Origin of the sequence: Rosettibacter firmus (genome assembly GCF_036860695.1) — a bacterium.
GTDB lineage: Bacteria > Bacteroidota > Ignavibacteria > Ignavibacteriales > Melioribacteraceae > Rosettibacter > Rosettibacter firmus.
The window spans coordinates 621,371-642,707 of the sequence record NZ_JAYKGJ010000001.1; the positions used below are offsets into that span (position 1 = coordinate 621,371).

Consider the following 21,337-nt stretch of genomic DNA (forward strand, 5'->3'; position numbering starts at 1 on the left):
CTCTTTTTATTACTTCCAATTAAAAAATAAACCACAATCTAGTTACAATAAAACAAACCAGAATTCCCAGCATTATTGGTAGAAATGTTGAAATCAATGTCCATTTCCAGCTATTTGTTTCTTTATAAATTGTAAATATTGTTGTAGAACATGGATTATGAAGCAAACTAAATAACATTAAATTAATTCCTGTTAGTGTTGTCCATCCTCCTGTTTTCAAAAGCACTGCAACATCTGAGATATTCTCCATTTCAAACATCACTCCAGTTCCCGCTCCCACTCCAGTAATTTTAGTTGTCAACACTGTTAACATTAATATTGTAGGTATTACAATTTCATTAGCTGGTATAGCTATTACATATGCAAGAATAATGACTCCATTTAATCCAATAATCATTGCAGCAGGATCAACAAACTTAATAAAGTGTTCTGCCATACTAACATTATTTATATTAATATTTGCAACAAGCCAGATTACAGCACCAGCAGGTAAAGCAAAAACAACTGCACGCCATAAAACAAAAATTGTTCTATCAATAAGTGAAGTATATAGAATCTGCAATATCTTTGGTGGGCGATAAGGTGGTAATTCAAGACTAAATGCTGATACTTCCCCCTTTAATACTGTATTTGATAAAAGCCATGAAACAACAAGACTCAATATTATTCCCAGAACTGCAATTCCCAGAACTGCAGCTGCAGAAATAAAACCAGCCAAATATGGTGGAGCTAAACTACCAATAAAAATTGTAGCTATTAAAATTTGTGTAGGCCATCTTCCATTACATATAGAAAAATTATTTGTTATTATTGCTATTAATCTTTCACGCGGGCTATCGATAATTCTTGCAGCAATAACACCAGCAGCATTACAACCAAAACCCATACTCATTGTTAATGCTTGTTTACCATGTGCACCTACTTTTTTATAAATGCTATCCATATTAAATGCAACTCTTGGTAAATATCCAAAATCTTCGAGTAATGTAAATAATGGGAAAAATATAGCCATTGGTGGTAACATAACACTAACAACCCATGCCATTGAAAGATAAGCTCCATCAATCAATACTCCTTTTAACCACCACGGGAAATGTAATGCGAGTGCGGTCTCTCCTAAAACAGGATGTAACTTATCAATCAAAATTGAAGATAAAAAACTCGAAGGATAATTAGCTCCTACTATAGTTAACCAGAATACCAAAGAAAGGAGTAATAACATTATAGGTAAACCAGTCCATTTATTAGTAACTATTTTATCTATAAAACGATCAAAATCAAATTTTTGGTTTTTCTCTAATTTAAAAACAACTTCTTGAGTAATTTCTTCAGCATTTTTATAAATTGATTTAATAATTAAATCGTGAACACCTTCCCCTATTTCCCATCTTAATTTTTCTGCAGTTTCAATCAGGTTTTCTCTATCGATATTATTTTCCATAACCAGTATCCTATTTATTATTTGATAATTTTAATGACCCAATTTCACCTGAACGAATAGCATCAATAATTCTTTGATCCCCTTCGAGTAAACGTAAGGCAATCCATCTTGTATTATTTAAATCAGGAAAAATTTTCTGGATTTTTTTATCAAGCTCTTCAACTGCAAACGCTAATTCTTTGAAGTCTTCGGTAACTCTGAATGGCTGACATTTAAAACTTCCAGTTGCAACTTCATATACTGCTTTTAATAATTCTTGAATTCCAATTTTTTCTCTTGCAGCTGTTGGAACAACAGGGATTCCTAATTTCTGTGAAAGTAATTTATCATTGATTAATATTTTATGCCTTTTTGCTTCGTCAATAAGATTCAAACATAAAACAGCTCTATCGGTAATTTCAAGAATTTGAAGTACAAGATTTAGATTTCTTTCCAGTCTTGTTGAATCGACTACAATTATAGTTACATCAGGTTTGCCAAACAATATAAAATCCCGAGCAATTTCTTCATCAACACTTGTAGAAAGTAAAGAATACGTTCCAGGTAAATCGACTATTTTGAATCTCTTATTGTTATAAATAAAACCACCTTCTGTTCTACCAACAGTTTTACCAGGCCAGTTACCTGTATGTTGTTTAAGTCCAGTAAGACTATTAAAAACAGTACTTTTGCCAGTATTAGGATTCCCGGCTAAAGCAACAACAAAGTCATAATCTGTCATATCAATTCCGAGTCTTACAAGATGATTCAGATTATGAACAGGTTGGTTTTCACTATTTTGATTTACATTATTTTTCATTTTATTTCTTTAACAAATATGTTTTCAGCCTGATTTTTTCTGAGAGCTATTAATGTTCCTCTTACTTCGTATGCTACTGGTTCTTTTCCAATACTTTCTAACACTGGTTTTATTTTTGTGCCCGGCACTATACCCAAATCAAGCAGTCTTCTTCTTTGTTCTCCACGCAGAGCTTTAGATAAATAGTTAACCTCTGCAATCTCTCCTGTTTTTAATGAAGAAAGAGGTTTTACATTTATTTTCGAGTAATTACTTTCTTCTATCTCTTTGACGCTTATATTTTTTGCTACTTCTGTAGATAACTTAATTTCTCTTCCTTCTACTTCAATAATAATTTCATCTTTGAATTTTTTAATAATCTTCAATTTCATATCTGGATAAATCTTATGCGAATTAATCACTGAAAAAATTTCATCTGGTTCATCTTCTATGTGCAATATTTGAGCATATTTCCCTTCATCTAATTCATCAAGGAATATTTGTTTCCTGAAGTGAATATTTCCCTTTTCATTTGGTATTGGATCGCCATGAGGATCTAATAATGGATTACCAAGTTCAATGGAAATTTTATTTGCATCTTCAATATCAATTTCATGCTCTTTTTCTTCTGCTATTCGATGCCATTCAGTTTCTTTTATATTTGTTTTTTCAGCCAGATATCTTTCTAATAATCTATGTATACGAACTATCTTTAGAGCATTTTCTCTTCCCAAATCTGTTAATCGAACTATATTATTTTGCTCAGTCACAAGACCTAATTTTTCTAATTTATATATCAGCTGTCTGGCTGTCTCTTCATTAATTAATAAGGTTTCTTTTAAACTATCAATTGTACATTCGCTTAGTTTAAATTCACAATCAAACATGTACTTAAGAGCATCTTCAAATAATACTTTCTCTCTATACTTCTTCATATCATTTAATTTTGAGAGATATTTTTTTAACATAAAAAAAGCAATAATCAGAACAAGTATTCCAGATAAAAAAATCAGATTCATTTTCACCTCGCCTTCTTAACTGGTTTAACCATTATATTTCTTGCCACTTTATCACTGATCGTAACTGTCTTGTTTGAAAACTTAACGATTAAAGACTTATCATACGATACTATATCGGAAACCTCAAATGGTACATTTATAAAAAGTCCTATTTTCGATAGATATTTTATAAGTCGTTCATCAGTATCATCAACTTGTGATAATTCATAAATATTACCAACTTCACATTGATTCATACAAATTAATTTTGGAAGCTTTGGTAATGTTCCATCCTTTTTAGGAATAGGATGACCATGTGGATCTATTTCTGGATAACCCAAGTATTCATCAATTTTATCAATTAAAGAATCAGAAGTATTGTGTTCGAGTAGTTCTGCTTCTTTATGTACTTCACTCCAGGGTATTTTTAATACCTCTAATAAAAATGACTCCCATAATCTATGTTTTCTGACAACTTTTAATGCTGCTTTTTTACCCTCTTTTGTTAGTTGCATTCCTTTGTATTTAGTATATGTAATCAAACCTTCTTTAGCTAATTTTTTTGCCATTCCGCTAATAGCAGAATTTGTAATTGATAATCTTTTAGCAATTCTTGAGGTAGCAGCACCAGTATTTTTATCTATGGTATGTATATAAATAAGTTTCAAATAGTTTTCTTTTGAAATTGTAGTCATAATTTTATCTTCTTAATTAATTATAAAGTTAAGTATTCTTAACTTAATTATCAAGCATATTTAACTATGAATTTTAATATAATTAACTTATTACTCGATACCATAAATTGAACATAATCTTGTTGTTCATCGTTTAATAGGTAGAAAGAAAAGAAATTATTATTTTTACTTTTAAAATAATGGAGAATTTATGCAACTTAACATAGATAATATAAAAGCTGCCTTAAAAAACGTAATAGATCCGGATTTAAAGAGGGATATTGTAAGTTTGAATTTTGTAAAAGACATAAAATTAGAAGGAAAAAATGTATTCTTAGAAATTCAGCTTACCACACCTGCCTGCCCACTTAAAGATAAAATTAAAGATGATTGTATCAATGAAATCAAAAAAGCTTTTCCTGAAATTGAAAATATTAATGTGAATTTAACTTCCAATGTCAGCACAAAATTTGAGAAAACAAAAAACTCAATTCTACCAGATGTAAAAAACACAATAGCTGTTGCCAGCGGGAAAGGTGGGGTAGGAAAAAGTACTGTCGCTGCTAATATTGCAATTGCTCTCTCTAAATTAGGAAGCAAGGTAGGACTTATAGATGCAGACATCTATGGTCCAAGCATACCAATGATGCTTGGAATTCCAAGCAAACCACAAATTTACCAGGATACAAAAACCGGAAAAATGTTACCTCTCGATAGTTATGGTATAAAAGTTATTTCTATTGGTTTTCTCATTGACGAGGATACACCAGTTATCTGGCGTGGACCAATGGCAAGTGGTGCAATCAAACAATTTATGACAGATGTATTCTGGGATGAATTAGATTATTTAATTTTTGATTTACCTCCGGGAACTGGTGATATACAATTAACTCTTGTTCAATCAATTCCTTTAACTGGAGCAATTGTAGTTACAACACCACAAGATGTTTCATTAATTGATGTCAAAAAAGCAATGCGAATGTTTCAACGTGTTAATGTTCCAATACTTGGTATAATTGAAAATATGAGTTATTTTATAGCTCCAGATACAGGAAAACGATATGATATATTTGGAAATGGTGGTGGAGAAAAATTATCCAGAGAACTTTCTGTCCCACTACTTGGACAAATACCAATCAACCCAAATATTCGAATTGGTGGAGATTCTGGTAAACCAATTGTATACGCAGAACCTGATTCAGAAGAAGCAAAAAAAATTATTGAAATAAGTAAAAATCTTGCAGCACAAATAAGCATAAATAATTTATCAACCAGTACTCCTAAAATTGAAATAGTTTTAGGAAATTAAAAGAGGTTATTATGAATGAAGATTTGCAAAATAATATACTGAAAGAAAAGGTTGAGAAAGCTTTAGAGACAATTCGACCTTATCTTAAAGCAGATGGTGGAGATGTTGAATTAGTGAAAGTTACGCCTGAAGGTATTGTCGAAGTTAAATTAACCGGTGCCTGTGTTGATTGTCCAATGTCTCTTATGACTTTAAGAGCTGGTGTCGAACGCGTTCTAATAAGAGAGGTACCGGGCATACGCCGTGTAGAAGCAGTTAATTGAAAATTCCGTATTTAATAAATAAGTAGAGAAAAAAATATGCGTACAAAAGTAGTTGCCGGTAACTGGAAAATGAATAATGATATTAATTCTTCAGTTACACTTATTAATGAAATTAAAAAGGGCTTAAATCAAAAAAATATTAATGTTAAAGTTATAATCTGCCCTCCTTTTACTTCACTTGAAACAGCTTATGCTTTAATTAAGGAGACTCCTATAAAATTAGGAGCACAAAATATGTATTTTGAAAAAAGCGGTGCTTTTACTGGTGAAATTTCACCTTTAATGTTAAAAAGCGTTGGTTGTGAATATGTAATTTTAGGACATTCCGAACGAAGAACCATTTTTATGGAGTCGAATCAATTAATTAATAAAAAAATTAAAGCAGCTATATCAAATGGATTAAATCCTATCTTTTGTATTGGTGAAACTCTTGAAGAAAGAGAAGCAGGAAAAACATTTAATGTTGTGGAAACTCAAATTCGTGAAGGTTTAGCCAATTTATCTGAGCAAGAACTTTCAAACCTAATTATTGCATACGAACCTGTCTGGGCTATAGGAACAGGTAGAAATGCTACCCCCGAACAAGCAGAAGAAGTTCATAAGTTTATTAGAGATTTAATTGCAAATCTTTATTCAAAAGAATTTGCTGAAAAGTTAATTATTCAATATGGCGGCAGTGTAAAACCAGAAAACTCAAAAGATTTAATGTCGCAACCGGATATTGATGGTGCTCTGGTGGGAGGAGCCTGTTTGAATGCTGAATCTTTTATTAAAATTATAGAGTCCGCTCAATAGCGGACTTTTTTGTTCCCCCTGCCAAATTGATAAGCCCTCTCATTTTTTATATATTTGAAAGATATATTACTATATTTTTATAGAAAATGAATTTAAAACCCAAATTTTTATTCTTTATCTTAATCTTTCTTTTTTACTCAAATTTAATCTCAGAAATTAAGATTAAATCTCTTGTTTTTAATTCAATTGATGATACCTGCTATTTTGAACCTTCCACTAGAAAAATTATTTTATTTAATCAGAACTGGAAAGTTTACGAAGAAGATAATCCAGAAAAAAAAATTAATACTTCACTCCCCTGTTCTTTTGAAGGTGCAACTACATTAATTTTTGAAAAATATTTTTACATTTCTAAAAACGAGTACCAAAATAATGTCATAAAACTATGCTTTTTAGGAATTAACAACTCTGTTGAAATAAGCTTCAATAAATACAATATATTTAGAAAATACGGATCAGAAATCCCCTTCGAAATCGAAATTCCTAAAGACATTATAAAACCAGATTCTAAAAATAAAATAACACTAAAAGTTACTTTTGACTATGATAATTCTACAACTATTCCATTAAAATCAGGTTATTTATTACCACGAACATCAGCAGGAATTTTAAGGAGTGTCTATTTAAAATTTATTCCCAATACTTTTATTGATGAATCTAATTTTTATTTCTCATTTCCTGAAAAACAAAATTATGCATTTGTTACATTTGAATCGATTATTAAAAATTATGATTTACTCAAAAAACAATCTGAAAACATCGAAGACTTACATATTGAAATTAATGTACAACCAAAAAACTTTTTAGGAAATTCACAAAATTTTGTGTTTACTTTAAATGATAATAAAGAAATAAAAAGGAAATTTTATTTCACAATACAAAATCCTGTTCTCTGGTCTCCCGAAACTCCTAATCTTTATATCTTTAAGGTAAGTTTATATTCAGGTAATCAGCTAATTGACGAAATTACACAAGAAACAGGAATTTTTAATTTCAAAAGCGACAATACTTTGTTGCTGAATAATCAACCATTTTCATTTAAAGGAACAACTTATTACTTAGATGAAAGCATTTATACAAAAACACCTTTGCAAGATAGAATTATAAACGATTTATTGTTAATAAAAAAGAGTGGTTTCAATTCTGTTAGATTTGCTAAGTCATATCCCAATCCTTTTGCATTAAAATTTTGTCAGCAAATTGGACTATTTGCTTTAATCGAATTACCACTTAATTCAGCTCCAGAAGAAATATTACTTGATAATGAATTTCAAATAAGAGCACAAAACAAATTAAAAGAGTTAATTCATCAATATAGAAATTACTCCAATGCAATTTTAATTGGTTTAGGAAGTTCTTACCTGGCAGATTCTTATGTAACACAAAGGTTTATTAAAAAACTATTGAACAATATTGATAAAAGTATTTTTACTTATGCTTCTTTTGTTGGAATTCCTGGTTATAATTTTGCAGACTTAAATTTTTATGGACTGGAATTATATTCTTATCCAGTTGAAAAACTTGAAATGATTATCGATAGAGTAAATAATAATCCTGAAAAATATTTCATTAGCGAAGTTATCTATCCTAATTATGTTGGTAATTCATCAGGTTATCTCATAAAAAATTCTACAGAAGCACAGGCAAAATACTTTGAACTATTTCTTGAAAATATTTCAAACACAAAATTAAGCGGATATTTTATTAATGGTTTATTCAACTATCCAGCCAATATTTATTCATTGTATGGAGGATACAATGAATATTATAATTTCGGACTTTTACACAATAGAAATAATTTAAATTCCATCTCATTTCGTTTAGTTGAATCAATACAAAACAATAAACAAAAAGTTACTATTCCAATAGGTATTGGTAAAAGTGAGAATAAATCATTCTTTATTTTTATTGCACTTGGACTCTCATTAATTTTAGCAATATTAATTAATTCAAGAAAACGCTTTAAAGAAGATTGCACAAGAGCATTATTTCGACCTTATAATTTTTTTGCAGACTTAAGAGATCATAGAATTCTTTCAAGCTTATACACAATCATTTTAATGTTCATTGTTGCTGGTTCAATTTCTTTACTTTTTACAATAATTTTATACTATCTAAGATCAAACATACTTTTAGAAAAAATTTTATTAGCTTTTGGTAACAGTTGGTTAATTAACTCTATCAGTTATCTTGCTTGGCATCCTGAGGCTTGTTTCATTTATCTTTTATTACTTTTTTTAATTAAAATTCTTATACTCAGCATAATTATAAAATCTGCTAATATTTTCATTAAAACAAAAATTGATTTCCCGAGTATTTTTTATAGTGTTATATGGTCATTCTTCCCTTTAGTATTGATTATACCAGGTGAATTAATTCTTTATAGAATATTGCTATTAAACAATTTTAATGCATACATCTTTATATTTATTGTGTTGATTATGTTATGGATAATTCAAAGACTGTTTAAAGGAATTAGTGTTCTATTCGAAGTTAATTCTGGTAAGGTTTATTTCTATAGCTTTTCATTAATTATAGTTATAGCAGGTATTATTATACTATACTATCAATATACAGAATCAACTATTTATTTTATAAAAAATTCAATTAACCAATACGCTCAGATGTTACATTAAAGAGGAAAGAACTTGTTCCTATCAAAATTAGAAATATTTGGCTTTAAGTCATTTGCAAATAGAACAGTTATAAACTTTAATCGTGGAATTACTGGAATAGTTGGACCTAATGGTTGTGGTAAAACTAATATAGTTGATGCTATTCGATGGGTATTGGGAGAACAAAAAACCACAACGTTACGAAGTGATAAAATGGAAAATGTAATTTTTAACGGGACGAGAGAAAAAAAACCAATGGGTATGGCTGAAGTTTCTCTTACTCTGGTTAACGATAAAGGTATTCTGCCATCTGAATATTCTGAAATTACTATAACAAGAAGAATATTTCGTTCTGGTGAAAGTGAATATCTTCTGAATAAAAATATTTGTCGTCTCAAAGATATTACAAATCTATTTATGGATACTGGCATTGGGACTAATGCTTATTCAGTCATTGAATTAAAAATGATCGAAACCATTTTAAGTAGCAAAGCTGATGAGAGAAGAAAATTATTTGAAGAAGCAGCAGGTGTAAACAAATACAAATTAAGAAGAAGATTATCATTAAAAAAACTGGATGATATAAAAGCCGATTTAACACGTGTTAATGATATTGTCTCCGAAGTTGAAAAAAATGTAAGATCACTGGAACGACAGGCTAAACGAGCAGATCAATTTACTCAGATTCAATCAGTTTTAAGAGATAAAGAATTAAATTTAGCTGAAAGAGAGTTTGCACTCTTTCACGAAAAAAAACAAAATCTTATAAATGAAATATCTTCCTTAATATCGCAAAAAGAAGAAATTGATAAAGAAATAAGAACAATTGAAAATGAATTAATAGTTTATCGCAATCAGATTAATTCAATAGAATCTGAATTACATAAAAAAAGAGTTGAAATTTCTGAGGTTTCCAATCAACAATATCAATTGCAAAAATCATTTTCTGTTTCAGAAGAAAAATTGAACTCGCTTTCAAATAATAAAATTAGAATAGAACAAGAAATCGAAGAGCTTAAAGAAAACATTGAAAAATATAAAACAGCTAATGAACAATCCAAGCTCGAGTTAGTAGAATTCGAAAAGAATCTTGAAACAAAAAAACTGGATGTTAATAATTATGAGCAAATAATTTCACAAAAAAAGATTTTACTTGATGAAAAAAGACAGGCACTAAAACAACTTAACCAGGAAAGATTTTCTCTTATTAAAGAAATTTCTATTAAGGAAAATCTTGTAAACACATTAAATAAAGAAATAAATAACTACAACGAAAGAATCGAAAAACTCAATAATAAAATTCTTAATATCACAAATAGAATTGCAAAAACAGTTGGATTCATAGAAGAACTATCAAACGAAAAAGCTGAAGCAGAAAATAGATTAAATCAAACAGGTTTTCAACTTGCACAAAACCAGAAAGAAAAAGAAAGATTAGAAAAAGAACTTAATGAACTAAAAGAAAAAGAAATTGAACAAAAAACATTTTTGTTTAGCTTAAAAGAAAAAATTAACTTCTTACAAACACTCATAACAAATCTCGAAGGACTTTCGAGTGGAACAAAAGTTTTACTCGAAAGCAAAAACTGGTCTGATAAAGAAAAAAACATTTTCGCCGATGCTGGCAATACACAGGAAAAATATCGATTTGCACTCGAAGCTGCACTTAAAACAGCACTAAATAATTTATTAATTAATGAAATTACTGATTTACAAAACGCTGTAGAATTTCTAAAGAATAACGAACTTGGCAAGGCATCTTTTATTTTATTAAAAAGTGATTTTAATAAGAAATTAACTTTACTCGATAGAATAAACAAATACAATCTGAAGAAAAAAATAAAAAAGCTCGAAAAAGAAAATTCATTTATTGGTTGGGCTAACAATTTTGTGGAAACTTCAGATGAATGGAAATATTTCTTTGAACAACTTCTCTCTTCTTTTGCAATAATTAGTGATTTTAAAAATGCTATTACACTTTTCAAGAAATATCCTGACTTCAATTTTGTAACATTAGATGGCGATTTAATACTAAATAATGGCATAATAGAAGCAGGATCTCTCCCTAAAGAAGATGAAACAATATTTGGAAGAAAACAATTACTTGAAAATCTTAAAAAAGAATTTCCCGTTCACGAAACCAATCTCGAGTCTTTAAAAAAAGAAATTTCCACATTAGAAGAAAAAATTGCTGCAATTGATCTTAAAAATTTAAGTGATAGAGAAAAATTAATTGCAAATGATATTTCTAACATCGAAAAACAAATTTCTCAACTTGAATATGAAAAGAAAAAATCTGATGAAGAAATTGATCTGGCTCGAAAGGAAATTCAGGAATTAGCAGAAAAATCAAATGAACTTGATAATCAACTTGAAGAAGAAAAAAAATCATTAAATATTCTTTACGATAAACGCAATGAAATTGATAATCAAATAATTGCACACGAAAAAGAACTTCAAACTTTCGAAGAAGAATATTCTTCTATACTTAATTTGTTTAACGAGCACAAACTTGAATTAGAAAGACTGAATGGTAGAATTAAAAATATATTAAACACAATTAATCATAATGAAAATGAAATCACCAATACTCTTAAAGGAATAGAAAAAAGACAGAACGATTTAATAAATAATAAATCAGAAAGTGAAACACTAAAAAATACTCTGGAGAGTTTAAAAACTGAACTCGAAAATGTATTGCAACTTAAAAATAGACTTGAAGAAGAAGAAACAAAAATTGAAACTAACTTATCGAGTTTAAAAAACGAAGCTTCAAAATATGAAAATCAATTAAGAGAACTTAGAAATAAAAGACAGGAAGTTTCCGACAAAATTCATTCACTTGAAATAAAAGAAAATGAAATAAATTATAAAATCGAAAGTATTCAACAACATATAAAAGAAAATTATTCAATTGATCTTGAATTAAAACAATTTGATGATTTACAAACTTTCAATTACGAAGAAACTTCTCAAGAAGTTAATAGACTAAAAGAAAAACTAAAAAGTCTTGGTCCTGTAAATTTACTTGCTTATTCAGAATATGAAGAAGAGAAAAAGCGACTTGATTTCTTACATCAACAACGAGACGATCTGATTGAATCCGAAAAAGATTTAATTAAAACAATTCACGAAATAAATGAAACTGCACAAAAACTATTTCTTGATACTTTTGAGCAAATCAGAAAAAATTTCATAAAAATCTTTCAAACACTTTTTAATCCTGGAGACGAAGCTGACTTAACACTCGAAGAAAATGTTGATCCTCTGGAAGCTAAAATTGAAATAATAGCTAAACCAAAAGGAAAAAGACCGACTTCAATTGAATTATTATCTGGAGGAGAAAAAACTTTAACAGCAACTGCTCTTTTATTTGCTATTTATCTTGTTAAACCAAGTCCATTCTGTATTCTTGATGAAGTTGATGCTCCTTTAGATGATGCAAATATTGATAGATTTACTAAACTTCTAAAAGAATTTAGCAAAGACACACAATTTATCATAGTAACACATAACAAAAGAACTATGGAAGCTGCAGAAACAATGTACGGTGTAACAATGCAGGAAGAAGGAATTTCAAAACTTGTAGGTGTAAGATTCGAAGAAATACCAGAATATCAGGATTAATATGATAGAAAGACAATTTAAAATATTTGTAGACTTTGATGGAACAATTACAAAAGAGGATATTGGGGAATTGATGTTTTTAAAATTTGGTGATGCTCAAAAAGCAAAAGAAATTGTTAACGATTGGATTAATGAAAAAATTAACGCACGTCAATCCTGGCAAATGCTTTGTAATACAATTAAGAATTTAGATTTACAAAAATTTGATGAATTCCTATTAAATTCTGAGATCGATCCTTCATTCAAACATTTTATTAATTATTGCAAAGAAAATAATTATGAATTAAGAATACTTAGCGATGGTCTTGATTATTACATAAATAAAATTCTTGAAAAAGAAGATTTATCTTATATACAGGTCTATTGCAACAAACTAACTTTTGACAACAATGGCAATTTAATCCCAGTTTTTCCTTATACAGACGAAGAATGTACAAGATGTGCTAATTGTAAAAGAAATCACGTTCTAAATTACAGTGGTGATGACGAATTCAGCATTTACATAGGAGATGGATATTCAGATGTTTGTCCTGCACAATACTGCGATTTTATTTTTGCTAAAAAATCATTATTAAAATATTGCGAAATAAATAGAATAACTTATTTCCCCTATTCAGATTTTAATGATGTAATAAAACGACTTGAAGAATTAAAACAACGAAAAAGATTAAAGAAAAGATATCAAGCAGAACTAAAAAGAAGAGAAATATATATACAAGGGTAATAAATTGGCAGAAATAGCAAAAAAAATTTTTAAGTATCGTAGTTATACGCCCATACCATTTTTGATTTTAATGGTAATTTTTCAAAAGGCTACATTAATAAGTTTAATTACAGGTTTTATCTTTGTTCTTATTGGCGAATTTTTCCGTCTATGGGGTGTATCTTATGCAGGTAGCGAAACCAGAACTACTGGACAGGTAGGCGGAACTTTTTTAGTTGTTTCAGGTCCATATGCTTACGTTCGTAATCCATTATACTTTGGTAATATTTTAATTTATACTGGAATTGGTGTAATGTCTATGGCTTTATATCCATACTTGCTTATAATTGCAATACTGTTTTTCTTATGGCAATATCAAACAATTATTAAAGAAGAAGAAGCTTTCTTACAAAAAAAATTTGGCAAGCAATACGAACATTATTTTAATTCTGTTCCAAGATGGATTCCTACTTTTACTAAATATAAAAATCCAGAAATTGAACAACCACCTTTTAATATTAAAGCTGGTTTAAAATCAGAGCGAAGAACATTACAGGCAATTTCTTTTACTATATTACTATTAATCATACTTTTTGTGGTTACAAATTGAACAAGAAAATAATGATAATAGCAGGTGAAGCATCTGGCGATTTGCACGGTGCTGCTTTAATAAAAAAATTAAAAGAGCTTGATTCATCAATTGAATTTTTTGGTATTGGTGGAGATAAAATGATCGATGCTGGATTACATGCACTTTTTCATATTAAAAAAATGGCATTTCTTGGATTTACTGAAATTATAAGACATTTACCTTTTATCAGTTATGTTCAAAAAAAATTAATTGATTATGTTCTTTCAGAAAATATTATGACCATCGTTTTGATAGATTATCCTGGATTTAATCTGAGAATTGCAAAAAAACTAAAAAAACTGGGAAGAAAAATTATTTACTACATTTCTCCACAGGTATGGGCATGGGGAAAAAAAAGAATAAATAAAATCAAAAAATTAATTGATAAAATGATTGTAGTATTTGCATTCGAAGAAAAATTGTACAAGGAAAAATCTATTGATACTTCATATGTTGGTCATCCATTGATTGAGCACATTAAAAACTACAATTACTTATCAAAGGATGAACTCTTTGAAAAATTTTCACTTGATAAAGAAAAAGAAATATTACTACTTCTTCCTGGAAGCAGAAAACATGAAATTAAAAAAATATTTCCTGAGTTAATTAAAGCAGCAGATCAATTAGCAACAAATTTTAATCTACAGATTGTAGTTGCTTGTGCAGATAATATCAACGAAAATATTTTTAAGGATTTAAGTGATATTAAAAATTATAAAATTATAAAAGGTTATACTTACGATCTTTTCAAACATTCATATTTTGGTATCATAAAGTCTGGAACTTCAACACTTGAAGCTGGTTACTTTAAACTTCCTTTTGTTGTCGTTTATTCAACCAATGCTTTAACATACTGGCTCGGAAAAATTTTTGTTAAAATTGATTCAATTGCTATGGTAAATATCTTACTTGGCGAAAAAGTTATAGATGAACTTATTCAAAAAGAAATGAATTCAAAAAATCTTTACTTAACCTGTTATAACATTCTTTCTAATGAATTAAAGTATAAAGAAATAAAAGAAAAATTATCTCGTGTTAAATTATTATTAGGCGAAGACGGTGCTTCTGAAAAAGCAGCAAGAATTATTTATTCGGTTCTAAATGAAGCTTAGTAATTTTCAAAAAAAAGTACTTAGAAAAATTGGATTTTACATTGCAGATATTGCTGTTAATATTCTTTTGAAAACCTGTAAAATAAAAATTCATAAAAGAGAAATTATTAATGATTTAATATTGAGAAAACAAAATTTTATTGTTGCATTCTGGCATGGTTATATGATGATTGGATGGTATTTACATAGAAATTTAAATTGTGCTGCACTTGTAAGTAGAAGTAAAGATGGTGAACTATTAGCCCATGTATTAAAAAAATGGGGTTACAAAGTTATACGTGGTTCAAGTCATATTGGTGGAAACGAAGCAATGGAAAATATTGTGGAATTATTAAAACAAAAAAATAATCTTGTTATAACTCCCGATGGACCAACAGGTCCAATCTATAAAATGAAAGCAGGTGCTGTTGTGGCTGCAAAAAAAACTCAAGTACCATTAATTCTTACTGGAATTTGTAGTAATAAAAAAATTAATTTGAAAAGCTGGGATAAATTTGAAATACCACTACCATTTAGTAAAATTAATGTTCTCTATTCTGAACCAATTTATATTAGCAATACTCTTACTTATGATGAAACATCAAGATTGATACAGGACTGTGAAAATAAACTAAATAATTTACAAGAGGATGTTAGAAAGCTTTGCTTAAGTTAATAAGAATAATATTATCACCGTTTACATTTATATATGCATTTATAATTAAAATTAGAAATCTTTGTTTTGACAAAGGAATATTTACAATAACAAAAGTAAATGCTTTTATAATTTCTGTCGGAAATTTAACAGTTGGTGGTTCTGGTAAAACTCCAACTGTAATATTTCTTGCAGAACTAATGAAGAAAAATAATATTAGTACAGGAATTTTAAGCAGAGGTTATCGAAGAAGTTCTCGTGGATATTTATTAGTATCCGATGGTAAAAAAATAAAAACAACAGTAGACCAGTGTGGAGACGAAATGTATCTTATTGCAAACGAAACGAATTTACCAGCAGCAGTATCAGAAAGGAGAGTTTTAGGTGCAAAAAGGTTAATTGAAGATACCAATGTAAAAACAATTATTCTTGATGATGCATTTCAACATCGCTGGCTATATCGTGATCTTGATATTCTTATATTTGATCAACGATTTTTAAATAAAATTGAACAAACTGAACAAAGATTACTTCCATTAGGTTTAATGCGAGAACCTTTTGAATCTATTAATCGTGCAGATTTAATTATAATCAATAGAAAATTTGCAGATAAAACAGAATTACCAGAAAAATTGTTAAAATACTTTAATAACAAAAAAATTTTTTATGGATATTATATACCAGCAGGAATTTTTGATGTTAAAACACATAAAGAATTTACTCTTGAAGAATTTAGAGGACAAAAAAGCCTTGTTGTTTGTGGAATAGCAAAACCATATTCTTTTTTAAGTATACTTGAAAACAATAATATTGATATTACTAACAAAATGCTTTTTCCAGACCATAAGAATTATACATTAAGAGAAATACAAAGTATTAGAAAAAAATTTTATGATACAAATGCATATTCTGTTTTAACTACACAAAAAGATGCAGTTAAACTAACAAAATTTTCAAAAGAACTTGATGATATTGACATTTATTACTTAAAAATAGAAATGAAACTTGAAAATCAAGAAGTATTCGAAAATTTAATACTTAACATATATAATAATAAAAACTTAACTAAAGAATCGTTAACTTAATTAATTGGAGGTAATGCAATGGCAAAATCTAAAACGCCAAAGTATGTTTATTATTTCGGTGGTAAAAAAGCCGAAGGTACAGCAGATATGAAAGAATTATTAGGTGGTAAAGGTGCAAACCTTGCTGAAATGGTTAATATTGGATTGCCTGTTCCCGCAGGTTTCACTATTACTACCGAAGTTTGTACTGCATATTACAAAAACAATAAAAAGTATCCAAAAGAGTTAGAAAAACAAGTTAAAGAAGCACTCGCCAAAGTTGAAAAAGAAATGGGTGCAAAATTTGGTGATAAGAATAATCCTTTACTCGTTTCTGTTCGTTCTGGTGCACGAGCTTCGATGCCAGGTATGATGGAAACTATATTAAATGTAGGATTAAACAACGAAACAAGAGAAGGACTGATTAAAAAAACAAATAATCCCCGCTTTGTATACGATTCTCATCGTCGACTTATTCAAATGTATTCTGATGTTGTAATGGAAAAAGCAGCTGGTATTGAACCCGAAGAAGGAAAAGGAATTCGTCAGCAATTAGAAGCAGAACTTCACAAAATGAAAGAAGCAAAGGGATACAAAAACGATACAGAATTAACTGCTGATGACTTAAAAGAACTGGTTGAAATTTATAAAGCAAAAGTTCTCGAAGTTTTAGGAAAACCTTTCCCGGAAGATCCTATGGAACAATTATGGGGAGCTATTGGAGCTGTATTCCAGAGCTGGATGGGAAAACGTGCTGTAGCTTATAGAAGACTTGAAGGTATACCTGATGATTGGGGAACAGCTGTTAATGTTCAATCCATGGTATTTGGTAATATGGGCGATACATCGGCTACTGGAGTAGCATTTACACGTAATCCAGCTACTGGTGAAAAATATTTCTACGGTGAATGGCTTCCTAATGCTCAGGGCGAAGATGTTGTTGCTGGTATCAGAACACCAAACCCAATTAATGAAATTGGAAAATCTGAACATAATGCACATCTGCCTTCATTAGAAAAAGCAATGCCAAAAACTTATAAAGAACTAAATAGAATACAAAAAATTTTAGAAAAGCATTACCGTGATATGCTTGATATTGAATTTACAATTCAGGAAGGTAAGCTCTATATGCTTCAGTGTCGTGTTGGAAAAAGAAATGGTCCTGCTGCAGTAAAAATTGCTCTGGATATGTATAAAGAAAAATTAATTACAAAAGAAGAAGCTATTTTAAGAGTAAATCCATCACAGTTAGATGAATTACTTCACCCAATAATTGATCCTAAAGCAGAATTAAGTGCAACTGCAATTGCAAAAGGTTTGCCTGCTGGTCCTGGTGGTGCAAGCGGTCAGGTAGTATTTAGTGCTTCCGATGCTGTAGCATGGGCTAAACAGGGTAAAAAAGTTATACTTGTTAGAGAAGAAACAAATCCAGAAGATATTGAAGGAATGAGAGCTGCTCAGGCAATTCTTACCGCAAGAGGTGGAATGACCTCTCATGCTGCTCTCGTTGCACGTGGCTGGGGTAAATGTTGTATAGTTGGTGCAGGTGCAATTAAAATAAATTATAGCGAAAAATATTTTACAGTTGATGGTCATGTTGTAAAAGAAGGTGACTGGTTAACACTCAATGGATCAAAAGGAGTTGTTTATTTAGGCGAACTTCCAATGGTTAAAGCTGCAGAAGAAAATCCAGATTTCCAGGCTTTTATGAAATTATGTGATCAGGTAAGAAAATTAAAAGTAAGAACTAATGCAGATACACCTGAAGATGCTGCTAAAGCAAGAGCTTTTGGTGCAGAAGGTATAGGTTTATTTAGAACAGAACATATGTTTTATGGTAAAAATTCGGAACAACCGCTATTTATTCTGCGTAAAATGATTGTATCTAAAACAGAAGAAGAAAGAAGAAAAGCTCTGGATGAATTATTCCCATTTGTTAAAAATGATATTAAAGGTACACTTGAAGCTATGGATGGCTATGGTGTTACAATCAGAACACTTGATCCACCATTACATGAATTTGTTCCAAACCGTCAGGATGAAAGAGCTAAATTAGCAGAAAGTCTGGGTATTACTCTCGATGAACTAAATGCTCGTGCTGATTCATTACACGAAAACAACCCGATGATGGGTCATCGTGGTGTTCGTCTCGGAATTACATATCCTGAAATTACAGAAATGCAGGTAAGAGCTATATTCGAAGCAGCTGCTGAATTAATTCAAGAAGGTAAAAAGCCATTCCCTGAAATTATGATTCCTGTTGTTTGTGACGTAAAAGAATTAAAACACCAATATGACATAATTAATAAAGTTCATGCAGAAGTATGTGAGAAATTTGGATTAAAGAAAATACCACATTTAACCGGTACTATGATTGAAATTCCAAGAGCAGCTTTAACTGCTAATAAAATTGCAGAATACGCTCAATTTTTCTCATTCGGTACTAACGACCTTACACAAATGGGCTTTGGATTTTCTCGTGATGATATTGGTGGTTTCTTACCAGATTATCTTGAAAAGAAAATTCTTCCTGAAGATCCTTTCCAATCAATTGATCAAGAAGGTATAGGTACATTAATGAAAATTGCTGTAGAAGGTGGTAGAGCAACAAGACCCGATTTAAAAATTGGAATCTGTGGTGAACATGGTGGGGAACCAAAATCAGTTGAATTCTGTCATAAAATTGGTTTAGACTATGTAAGCTGTTCACCATTTAGAGTTCCAATTGCTCGATTAGCAGCAGCACAGGCTGTTGTTAAAGAAAAAAAAGCTAATGCAAAACCAGCTAAAAAATCATCTAAAAAAAGATAAATATTATCTGAAACTTTAAGCAGCGTAGTTTTAATCTACGCTGCTTTTAATTAAACTTGTTAATTAGGGATTAAAGAGGAGTATAAATGAAGCTATCAGATTTCAAATATAACTTACCTAAAACAGCAATTGCTAAGTTTCCTGTTTCTCCGCGAGATAAAGCAAAATTAATGGTATTAAACAGAGCAACTGGAGAAATAGAGAATAGAATTTTTTCTGATATCGTAGACTATATGGATAAAGGCGATGTTGTTGTAGTTAATAAAACTAAAGTTATGCAAGCTCGATTAATAGGAAAGAAAGAAAGAACAAACGCAAAGATTGAGGTTTTTGTTCTACGCGAATTAAATAAAGAAGAAAAAATCTGGGATGTTATAGTTGATCCCGCAAGAAAAGTTAGAATAGGAAATAGAATTTATTTTAACGATAATCTCTGGTGTGAAGTAATCGACAATACAACATCGCGAGGAAGAACAGTAAGATTCAATGAAGATGCTGGAGATATTTACAAAGCAATTGAAAAAATTGGAACTACACCACTTCCCCCATATATCAAACGTGAACCAACAGAACAGGATAGAGAATATTATCAAACAATATTTGCAGAAGTTGACGGTGCAGTTGCTGCACCAACTGCTGGATTACATTTTACTCCACAGCTCGTAAAAAAAATTGAAAAGAAAGGTGTTAAATTTGTTCCTGTTATACTTCATATAGGTCTTGGTACATTTAGACCAGTAGAAGTAGAAGACTTGACAAAACACAGAATGGATTCAGAATATTATGAAATACCTGAAGAAACAGCAAACGTAATTAATAAAGCAATGCAAGAAAAGAAAAATATATTTGTCGTTGGTACAAGTACCTGTCGTGCTCTAGAAAGCAGTGTAACAGCAGATGGTTTTTCAAAACCAAATGCAGGATGGACAGATAAGTTTATTTTCCCACCTTATGATTTTAAAATTACTAAAAAGTTAATTACCAATTTTCATGCTCCTGAATCAACTTTACTGATGCTTGCTGCTGCCTTCGCTGGTTATGATTTTATAATGAAGGCTTATAAAAAAGCAATTAAAGAAAATTATCGATTCCTTAGCTATGGCGATGCTATGTTAATTCTCTAATTATTCCCCGGATTTAATCATTTTTAAATGGAATTATTTACATATATATGAAGACTTTTGCTATAATACCAGCTGGTGGGAAAGGAAAAAGAATAAACTCAGAAATCCCAAAACAATATTTATTATTCAATGGGAAAGAATTAATTACTTATACTCTCCACATTTTCCAAAAATCACATTTAATAGATGAAATAATTATTGCAGCTCAACATGAATATTTCTCATTACTAAACGAAATAAAACAGAAATATTCTTTTACTAAAATCACTAACATTGTAGAAGGTGGATTAGAAAGACAGTTCTCTGTTTTTAATGCTGTTAAGTCAATAAAAGCAAATGATGATGACTTAATTTTAGTTCACGATGCTGTACGACCACTTTTAAAAGAATCAATTCTCGAAAACGTAATTAATGCTGCAAAAAATTTTGGGAGTGCTATTACTGCTATTAAAGCAAAAGATACTCTTATTAAAGGAACTGATTTAATAGAGTATTATATTGACAGATCAGATACTTATTATGTTCAAACTCCCCAAGTATTTCAATATAAAATTTTTTTACATGCAATGGAAAAAGCAGAAAAAGAGAATTTTATAGGTACAGACGAATCAATGTTAATCCACAATGCTGGTTATAGAATTAAAATTGTAGAAGGTTCATCAATGAACTTTAAGATTACTACAGATGATGATTTGAAATTATTTGAAAAACTAATAAGTCAATTTTGAACGTTAATAATATTTTAATTGTTAATCTGA

General features: G+C 29.6%; 15 protein-coding genes and 1 pseudogene. 13 read left to right on the forward strand and 3 right to left on the reverse strand.

Going from position 1 to position 21,337, the window contains the following annotated elements:
• Window positions 1-19: 19 nt before the first annotated feature.
• The 3 genes and pseudogenes from feoB to VJY38_RS02715 all read right to left on the reverse strand — a co-directional run bounded on the left by feoB (window position 20) and on the right by VJY38_RS02715 (window position 3,912).
• Window positions 20-2,240: pseudogene (gene feoB, locus VJY38_RS02705) on the reverse strand (ferrous iron transport protein B).
• Complete coding sequence (locus VJY38_RS02710) at window positions 2,237-3,238, reverse strand: metal-dependent transcriptional regulator (RefSeq protein WP_353679129.1); 1,002 nt, start codon at window positions 3,236-3,238, stop codon at window positions 2,237-2,239. The pseudogene feoB and the gene VJY38_RS02710 overlap by 4 nt, the downstream one beginning before the upstream one ends.
• 2 nt (window positions 3,239-3,240) lie before the next feature.
• Window positions 3,241-3,912: a metal-dependent transcriptional regulator gene (locus VJY38_RS02715; protein WP_353679130.1), complete on the reverse strand. Its 672-nt coding sequence runs from the start codon at window positions 3,910-3,912 to the stop codon at window positions 3,241-3,243.
• A gap of 190 nt (window positions 3,913-4,102) precedes the next feature.
• Here VJY38_RS02715 and apbC point away from each other — a divergent pair, with 190 nt between their 5' ends.
• The 13 genes from apbC (at window position 4,103) to ispD (ending at window position 21,307) form a co-directional block, all read left to right on the forward strand.
• Entirely contained in the window at window positions 4,103-5,200 is a 1,098-nt protein-coding gene (gene apbC, locus VJY38_RS02720) for an iron-sulfur cluster carrier protein ApbC (RefSeq protein WP_353679131.1), read from the forward strand.
• An 11-nt stretch (window positions 5,201-5,211) separates the two neighbouring features.
• Window positions 5,212-5,463, forward strand: a complete 252-nt coding sequence (locus VJY38_RS02725) for a NifU family protein (RefSeq protein ID WP_353679132.1) — start codon at window positions 5,212-5,214, stop codon at window positions 5,461-5,463.
• A gap of 36 nt (window positions 5,464-5,499) precedes the next feature.
• The gene (tpiA, locus tag VJY38_RS02730; protein WP_353679133.1) at window positions 5,500-6,258 is read left to right on the forward strand and encodes a triose-phosphate isomerase; all 759 of its coding nucleotides are present in this window, start codon (window positions 5,500-5,502) and stop codon (window positions 6,256-6,258) included.
• Between the two features lie 86 nt (window positions 6,259-6,344).
• Window positions 6,345-8,894: a glycoside hydrolase family 2 TIM barrel-domain containing protein gene (locus tag VJY38_RS02735; protein WP_353679134.1), complete on the forward strand. Its 2,550-nt coding sequence runs from the start codon at window positions 6,345-6,347 to the stop codon at window positions 8,892-8,894.
• A 12-nt stretch (window positions 8,895-8,906) separates the two neighbouring features.
• Window positions 8,907-12,500: a chromosome segregation protein SMC gene (gene smc / locus VJY38_RS02740; protein WP_353679135.1), complete on the forward strand. Its 3,594-nt coding sequence runs from the start codon at window positions 8,907-8,909 to the stop codon at window positions 12,498-12,500.
• 1 nt (window position 12,501) lies between these two features.
• Window positions 12,502-13,224, forward strand: coding sequence for an MtnX-like HAD-IB family phosphatase (locus VJY38_RS02745; protein WP_353679136.1), 723 nt, complete (start codon window positions 12,502-12,504; stop codon window positions 13,222-13,224).
• A 4-nt stretch (window positions 13,225-13,228) separates the two neighbouring features.
• On the forward strand, window positions 13,229-13,813 hold the full coding sequence (locus VJY38_RS02750; protein ID WP_353679137.1) for a methyltransferase family protein: 585 nt from the start codon (window positions 13,229-13,231) through the stop codon (window positions 13,811-13,813).
• Window positions 13,810-14,946, forward strand: a complete 1,137-nt coding sequence (gene lpxB, locus VJY38_RS02755) for a lipid-A-disaccharide synthase (protein ID WP_353679138.1) — start codon at window positions 13,810-13,812, stop codon at window positions 14,944-14,946. Before VJY38_RS02750 ends, lpxB begins: the two co-directional genes overlap by 4 nt.
• Window positions 14,936-15,601 carry a lysophospholipid acyltransferase family protein gene (locus VJY38_RS02760; RefSeq protein ID WP_353679139.1) on the forward strand — a complete coding sequence of 222 codons (666 nt, stop codon included), beginning with the start codon at window positions 14,936-14,938 and terminating at the stop codon, window positions 15,599-15,601. The genes lpxB and VJY38_RS02760 overlap by 11 nt, the downstream gene beginning before the upstream one ends.
• Window positions 15,589-16,665: a tetraacyldisaccharide 4'-kinase gene (lpxK, locus tag VJY38_RS02765; protein ID WP_353679140.1), complete on the forward strand. Its 1,077-nt coding sequence runs from the start codon at window positions 15,589-15,591 to the stop codon at window positions 16,663-16,665. The genes VJY38_RS02760 and lpxK overlap by 13 nt, the downstream gene beginning before the upstream one ends.
• An 18-nt stretch (window positions 16,666-16,683) precedes the next feature.
• Window positions 16,684-19,455 carry a pyruvate, phosphate dikinase gene (gene ppdK / locus VJY38_RS02770; RefSeq protein ID WP_353679141.1) on the forward strand — a complete coding sequence of 924 codons (2,772 nt, stop codon included), beginning with the start codon at window positions 16,684-16,686 and terminating at the stop codon, window positions 19,453-19,455.
• Between the two features lie 86 nt (window positions 19,456-19,541).
• Complete coding sequence (queA, locus tag VJY38_RS02775) at window positions 19,542-20,579, forward strand: tRNA preQ1(34) S-adenosylmethionine ribosyltransferase-isomerase QueA (protein ID WP_353679142.1); 1,038 nt, start codon at window positions 19,542-19,544, stop codon at window positions 20,577-20,579.
• A 47-nt stretch (window positions 20,580-20,626) separates the two neighbouring features.
• Entirely contained in the window at window positions 20,627-21,307 is a 681-nt protein-coding gene (ispD, locus tag VJY38_RS02780; protein ID WP_353679143.1) for a 2-C-methyl-D-erythritol 4-phosphate cytidylyltransferase, read from the forward strand.
• Window positions 21,308-21,337: the final 30 nt, after the last annotated feature.

Bases quoted from the DNA above. Each gene is read 5' to 3' on its own strand.
- VJY38_RS02710 (WP_353679129.1), bottom strand. From the start codon at position 3,238: ATGAATCTGATTTTTTTATCTGGAATACTTGTTCTGATTATTGCTTTT.
- tpiA (WP_353679133.1), top strand. From the start codon at position 5,500: ATGCGTACAAAAGTAGTTGCCGGTAACTGGAAAATGAATAATGATATT.
- VJY38_RS02735 (WP_353679134.1), top strand. From the start codon at position 6,345: ATGAATTTAAAACCCAAATTTTTATTCTTTATCTTAATCTTTCTTTTT.
- VJY38_RS02725 (WP_353679132.1), top strand. From the start codon at position 5,212: ATGAATGAAGATTTGCAAAATAATATACTGAAAGAAAAGGTTGAGAAA.
- ispD (WP_353679143.1), top strand. From the start codon at position 20,627: ATGAAGACTTTTGCTATAATACCAGCTGGTGGGAAAGGAAAAAGAATA.
- queA (WP_353679142.1), top strand. From the start codon at position 19,542: ATGAAGCTATCAGATTTCAAATATAACTTACCTAAAACAGCAATTGCT.
- VJY38_RS02715 (WP_353679130.1), bottom strand. From the start codon at position 3,912: ATGACTACAATTTCAAAAGAAAACTATTTGAAACTTATTTATATACAT.
- apbC (WP_353679131.1), top strand. From the start codon at position 4,103: ATGCAACTTAACATAGATAATATAAAAGCTGCCTTAAAAAACGTAATA.
- VJY38_RS02745 (WP_353679136.1), top strand. From the start codon at position 12,502: ATGATAGAAAGACAATTTAAAATATTTGTAGACTTTGATGGAACAATT.
- ppdK (WP_353679141.1), top strand. From the start codon at position 16,684: ATGGCAAAATCTAAAACGCCAAAGTATGTTTATTATTTCGGTGGTAAA.
- VJY38_RS02760 (WP_353679139.1), top strand. From the start codon at position 14,936: ATGAAGCTTAGTAATTTTCAAAAAAAAGTACTTAGAAAAATTGGATTT.